Consider the following 5,843-nt stretch of genomic DNA (forward strand, 5'->3'; position numbering starts at 1 on the left):
CAGCGAACCCGCCAGGGAACTGGCCAGGCAAGCGGGCGCGGTAGCGGACGCCTGCCATGCGATGGCGGTCCGCTTCCACCGGGGCGGCAAGCTCGTCGTGTTCGGCACGGGCGGCTCGCCAGGCACGAAGACGACCACGTCGCCCGCGGCGACGCCGACGCCGACGTATCCGCCATTCGCCGCCGCGGGAGTCAGCCGCCATGCCTGCTCGGGCACGTACACTTCGGGCACCGGGCGGGACGAGGTGCGGCTCGTCGTCACCAACTCAAGCGGCGCCGTGATCAAGGTCATCTGGCTCAAGTCCGCCGCCAGGCAGGAGCTTTACGTCACGCTGAAGCCAGGTCAATCCAGGACGCTTGACGTGTACGTCGGCGATTACTGGCGGATAGCCAGCAGCGGGGGCGGGTGCCTGGGCATCTTCAGCGTCAGCAGCCGGGACGGCGGCCACATCACCGCCGAGCGACCATGACACGGCCGTAGCCCGATCGAAGACGGCATCCGGTCAAAACGGAACTGTCCAGGCGGAACAGTCAAAACTGTCTGCCCGCAGGCTAGACACCCCCCCATAAGTGTCCTACGGTGGCTGCTATGGCCTCAACGGCGACGCCTGCAGCTCACGACCACCCCGAGGTCAGCCGCCTGTTCGAGCTGCGCAGCGAACCCGCCAGGGAACTGGCCAGGCAAGCGGGCGCGGTAGCGGACGCCTGCCATGCGATGGCGGTCCGCTTCCACCGGGGCGGCAAGCTCGTCGTGTTCGGCGCGGGCGGGCCGAGCACCGACGCCCAGCACGTCGCGGTGGAGTTCGTGCACCCGGTCATCGTCGGCAAGCGCGCGCTCCCGGCCATCTCGCTGACGACAGATGTGGCCACGGTGACCGGGATAGCCGAACGCGAGGGCGTGAGCGCGATCTTCGCCCACCAGATCCGCGTCCTGGCCAGCCCCGCCGACATCGCCCTGGGGATCTCCGCCGACGGGGACAGCGCCAGCGTGCTGGCCGGCCTGGAGGCGGCCAGGGAGCTCGGCCTGCTCACGATCGCCCTTGTCGGTGGCGGCGGGGGACGGATCGCGGCGAGCCCGGCCGTCGATCACCTGCTGGCGGCGGCGGCAGATGACCCGCGGGTGGTCAAGGAAATGCACGTGACCACGTACCACATCCTGTGGGAGCTGGTGCACGTGTTCTTCGAGCAGCCGGGCGTGCTTGATCCCGGCGTCGTGCCATGACCCCCATGACCCCCATGACCGGCGGGCAGCCGCCAGGCTGCCATGGCGACACGTGCATCACCTGCTCCGACGCCGCCGTCGAGGTGCGGGTCGTGCGGCTGCTGGCTGACGGGCTGGCCGTGGTGGACACCGGGCAGGGCGAGGAAGAGGTCAGCGTCGCGCTGGTGGCCGCCGCGGCCGGAGCCACGATCCTGGTGCACGCGGGGGAAGCGATCGCGGTCGTGGACGCTAGCGGGGAGGTGGTCTCGTGACCAGGGGAGAGGACGAGAGCGGCGCGGCGGCGATGCAGTCGCTCTACCCGTTCCTTTACGCCGACACGGGCGACCTGGCGGCCGTGCTTGAGCAGGTTCGCGCCTCGACCGTCGCCAAGGCCGGGGAGATCTGCGAACTGCGCCGGGTCATCGCCGCCAGGGACGGAGCACGGCTGGCGCAGTGCGCGCGGCAGGCCGCGGCCCGCTTCGCGGCGGGCGGGCGGCTGTTCGCCTTCGGCAACGGCGGCAGCGCGACCGATGCCCAGCAGCTCGCGACGCTGTTCCTGCACCCGGGCGGGGACGCCCGCCCGCTGCCGGCGTTCGGGCTGGCCAACGACACCTCGGTGGTGACGGCGCTGTGCAACGACATCGGCGTGGACGTCGTTTTCGCCCGCCAGCTCGCCGCGTTCGGCGGCCGTGACGACATCGCGGTCGGCCTGTCGACGAGCGGCAACTCCGCGAACCTGGTGCGCGCCTTCGACGAGGCGGGCCGGCGCGGGATGCTCACGATCGGGCTGGCTGGCTACTCGGGCGGGAAGATGGCCGAGCTGGACAGCATCGACTACCTGTTCGTGGCGCCGTCCGCCTCGATCCACCGGATCCAGGAGGCGCAGACCACGATCTACCAGGTGCTCTGGGAGCTCACCACATGTGCCCTCGGCGCGGCCGAGGGCCCGGAAGAGGTGTCACATGTGTCTTGGCATACCGGGTGAGGTCATCGAACTGCACCCCGAGCAGCCCGACCTCGCCAAGGTGAGCGTCAGCGGCGTGAAAAGGCTGATCAACATCGGCCTGCTCGCCGACGACCCGCCCAAGCCGGGTGACTGGGTGCTGATCCACGTCGGCTTCGCGCTGTCCAAGATCGACGAGGCCGAGGCGGCGGCGGCCATGGCGTTCCTTGAAGGGATCGGCCAGGCCTACGAGGACGAGATCGCCGCGCTGCGCGAGTCACTGATCGAATAAAGGCACTGACCGAACAGGAGTGTGCGGACGATGCGGTTCGTCGACGAATTCCGTGACGCGGACAAGGCGCACGCGCTCGCCGCCAAGATCGCGGCGCTGTGCGAGCCCGGCCGGCGGTACAAGCTCATGGAGGTGTGCGGCGGGCACACCCACACGATCTACAAGCACGGCCTCGAGGACTACCTGCCCGAGTCGATCACGCTGGTGCACGGCCCCGGCTGCCCGGTGTGCGTGATACCGATGGGGCGCGTCGACGACGCCATGCACCTGGCGTCGCGGCCGGACGTGATCATGACCTCGTTCGGCGACATGATGCGGGTGCCGGGCAGCCACGGGTCGTTCTTCGACGCCAAGGCGGCGGGCACCGACATCCGCATGGTCTACTCGCCGCTTGACTCCCTCAAGATCGCCAGGCAGAACCCGGACCGGCAGGTCGTCTTCATGGCGATCGGGTTCGAGACGACCGCGCCGTCCACCGCGATGACCATGCTGCGCGCCGCGGCCGAAGGCCTGCGGAACTTCTCCGTGTTCTGCAACCACGTCACGATCATCCCGGCGATCAAGGCGATCCTCGACTCACCCGACCTGCGGCTCGACGGGTTCATCGGGCCAGGGCACGTGTCCACGGTCATCGGCTGCCGGCCCTATGAGTTCATCGCCCGTGACTACGGCAAGCCGGTCGTGGTGGCCGGGTTCGAGCCGCTGGACATCCTGCAGTCCATCTACATGCTCATGCTGCAGCTGTCGCAGGGCCGGTCGGAGGTCGAGAACCAGTACTCGCGCGTGGTGCCGTGGGACGGCAACCTGGTCGCGCTGACGGCCATCGGCGAGACGATGGAGCTGCGGCCCTACTTCGAATGGCGCGGCCTCGGCTTCATCTCGCACTCCGCGCTGAAGGTGCGCGAGAAGTACGCGGCGATGGACGCCGAACTGCTGTACGAGGTTCCCGGGGTGCGGGTCGCCGACCCGAAGGCGTGCCAGTGCGGCGAGGTGCTCAAGGGGGTGCTCAAGCCGTGGGAGTGCAAGGTCTTCGGGACCGCCTGCACGCCCGAGACCCCGATCGGCACCTGCATGGTGTCACCGGAGGGGGCCTGCGCCGCGTACTACAACTACGGCCGGATGCACCGCAGCCGGGTCCCCGAGGCGGCAGCCGCACAGCCGGGGCGGGCGGTCGCGCCATGACCGGCTGGATCGAGGAGGCGCTGCGGGAGCACGACCACGCCGCCGCCGACCTGCCCGGCGATCCGGCGGGACGCCGCGAGCTGCCGGTGACCGATCGCGAGCAGCAGGTGCTCGACCGCATCGACCGCGCCCGCCGCCGCACTCCGCGCGTCCGCGAGGACCGGGTCACGATGTCCCACGGCGCTGGCGGCAAGGCGACCCAGACGCTGGTCGAGGCGATCTTCCTCGACGCGTTCCGCAACCCGCTGCTCGAACCCCTCGAGGATTCCGCCGAGCTTCGGCTGGCCGGCTCCCGGGTGGCGCTCACCACCGATTCCTACGTGGTGTCCCCGCTGTTCTTCCCCGGCGGCGACATCGGCGACCTGGCGGTCAACGGGACCGTCAACGACCTGTCGGTGACCGGGGCCACCCCGCTGTACCTGTCGGCCGGCTTCATCCTCGAGGAGGGTTTCCCCGTCGCCGACCTGACCCGCGTCGCCGCGTCGATGCGGGACGCCGCGGCCAGGGCGGGGGTCTGCGTGGTCACCGGTGACACGAAGGTCGTGCAGCGGGGCAAGGCCGACGGCTGCTACGTCAACACCGCCGGGGTGGGCCTGTTCGAGCGGGACGTGACCCTCGGCGTGGCCCATGCCAGGCCCGGCGACGCCATCATCGTGTCCGGCCCGATCGGCGACCACGGGATCACGATCATGCTGGCCCGCGGCGAGCTCGACATCGAGGCCGACATCGGCTCGGACACGGCCCCGCTCAACGGCCTGGTCGCGGGCCTGCTCGACGCGGTCCCCGAGGTGCGGGCGATGCGGGACGCCACCCGCGGCGGGGTCGCGACCATACTCAACGAGATCGCGCGGGCCGCCCAGGCCGGGGTGCTGGTCAGCGAGGACGACATCCCCGTGCGGGACGAAGTCCGCGGCGCCTGCGAGCTGCTCGGGATCGACCCGATGTACGTGGCGTGCGAGGGACGGCTGGTGGCGGTGGTGCCCGCCGCCAGCGCGGACCGCGCGCTCGCGGCGCTGCACGCGCACCCGCTGGGGGAGCGGGCGGCCGTCATCGGCGCCGTGACCGACGGCCAGCCGGGGATCGTGCAGCTCAAGACCGCGTTCGGCGGCACCCGGATCGTCGACCTGCTCGTCGGCGACCCGCTGCCGCGGATCTGCTGACGCGCCGCCGCAGGAGCCGGGCGAGCGGGGAGCCGGCACTGTCCGTTCGGGACAATTGAAATCTTTTATCCCGAACGAGCACGCCCGCCTCACCTGCCCTCACGGACTGCCTGGCTGAGCGACGGCGCGGCGGACGCAGGCTTCCGCGCAGTACCAGACCACGTCGGCGGCGGCCTTGCCTGCCACGAAGCCCAGCCACACGCCGCCCGGCAGCGGCCGCAGCAGCCACGCGGCCCCGATCAGGCAGCCCGGGCGGATCAGCGTGAAATCGAGCACCTCGGCGGCCGCGCAGGAGCCAAGCTCCTGTCGCACCGCGTGCCAGGCTCCGCCCGCCAGCCTGCGCCACCCGGCCAGGTGGGCCGTCGCCCGCCACGCCGCCAGCCCCGCCCTGGCCCCCAGGCAAGCGTAGAACCCGGCGAACTCCCCGACGGTCGCCAGCCCGGCGGCGGCGACCAGCGACCCGGCGGGCAGGTACCCGGCGGCGAACCCGGCCGCCGCGCCCGCGGTTCCGCACACCTCCGCGAGCCCGAACCGCGCCCGCCATGCCCGCCACCACCGCCTGCAGGCCGCGCCACCGCTCACGGCCACCCCCCTTGGACTCGCCGTGCACACCAGCGTGCCCGCGCGGTCTTGCCCCGCGATTGAGCGGCGATTGCGCCCGCCGTCAGCGGGTTGGGCCTCCTGCTTATCGGGGCGGGTCTCGCTGCTATTCGGTGTGCAGCACCACTGGCCTGACAACGCACGTGCACCGGCCGCCGGCGCGCGCAAGCCAACCGGGCACCGCTCACGGGGCTAGACCCACTGCCGGGAGTGAAGGCAACCGGGCCGTTGGCGCAGCCGGCCCGATACGGCCGGGCCGTTGGCGCAGCCGGCCCAGTCAGGCAGGCCGGGGCAGCGGCCGACGGCGCCAGGCGCGGCGAAAGACCGCGCCGTCGCAGTCAGCGTCACGCGAGCCGGCTGCCCTCATGCGGCGGATGGGCAGGGGTTGGTGTGGGACGCTGGGCGGTGTGGTGGTGGATGCGCGCGTTGAGCACGTCGGCAGCCTGCTTCGCCCGCAGTTTCTGCG

The 5,843-nt window shown here is 71.6% G+C and carries 7 protein-coding genes and 1 pseudogene; 7 read left to right on the top strand and 1 reads right to left on the bottom strand.

What is annotated here, in order from left to right; translation table 11 throughout:
* From Q1N79_RS12095 to hypE, 7 genes and pseudogenes are all read left to right on the top strand, one after another.
* Positions 1-469, top strand: a pseudogene (locus tag Q1N79_RS12095) (hypothetical protein); the annotation flags it as partial.
* 119 nt (positions 470-588) lie between these two features.
* On the top strand, positions 589-1,221 hold the full coding sequence (locus Q1N79_RS12100; protein ID WP_300608408.1) for an SIS domain-containing protein: 633 nt from the start codon (positions 589-591) through the stop codon (positions 1,219-1,221).
* Positions 1,222-1,226: 5 nt separating this feature from the next.
* On the top strand, positions 1,227-1,472 hold the full coding sequence (locus Q1N79_RS12105; RefSeq protein ID WP_300608411.1) for a HypC/HybG/HupF family hydrogenase formation chaperone: 246 nt from the start codon (positions 1,227-1,229) through the stop codon (positions 1,470-1,472).
* Positions 1,469-2,185 carry an SIS domain-containing protein gene (locus Q1N79_RS12110; RefSeq protein ID WP_300608413.1) on the top strand — a complete coding sequence of 239 codons (717 nt, stop codon included), beginning with the start codon at positions 1,469-1,471 and terminating at the stop codon, positions 2,183-2,185. The genes Q1N79_RS12105 and Q1N79_RS12110 overlap by 4 nt, the downstream gene beginning before the upstream one ends.
* Positions 2,163-2,435, top strand: a complete 273-nt coding sequence (locus Q1N79_RS12115; protein ID WP_300608415.1) for a HypC/HybG/HupF family hydrogenase formation chaperone — start codon at positions 2,163-2,165, stop codon at positions 2,433-2,435. The genes Q1N79_RS12110 and Q1N79_RS12115 overlap by 23 nt, the downstream gene beginning before the upstream one ends.
* Positions 2,436-2,465: 30 nt before the next feature.
* The gene (gene hypD / locus Q1N79_RS12120) at positions 2,466-3,617 is read left to right on the top strand and encodes a hydrogenase formation protein HypD (RefSeq protein ID WP_300608418.1); all 1,152 of its coding nucleotides are present in this window, start codon (positions 2,466-2,468) and stop codon (positions 3,615-3,617) included.
* Positions 3,614-4,777 (top strand): hydrogenase expression/formation protein HypE, encoded by a 1,164-nt coding sequence (hypE, locus tag Q1N79_RS12125; protein ID WP_300608421.1) that lies wholly within the window; start codon positions 3,614-3,616, stop codon positions 4,775-4,777. The genes hypD and hypE overlap by 4 nt, the downstream gene beginning before the upstream one ends.
* A gap of 99 nt (positions 4,778-4,876) precedes the next feature.
* Here hypE and Q1N79_RS12130 read toward each other — a convergent pair whose 3' ends face one another.
* Positions 4,877-5,359, bottom strand: a complete 483-nt coding sequence (locus tag Q1N79_RS12130) for a hypothetical protein (protein WP_300608423.1) — start codon at positions 5,357-5,359, stop codon at positions 4,877-4,879.
* Positions 5,360-5,843: the final 484 nt, after the last annotated feature.

The organism is Trebonia sp. (genome assembly GCF_030042015.1).
Classification (GTDB): Bacteria; Actinomycetota; Actinomycetes; order Streptosporangiales; family Streptosporangiaceae; genus Trebonia.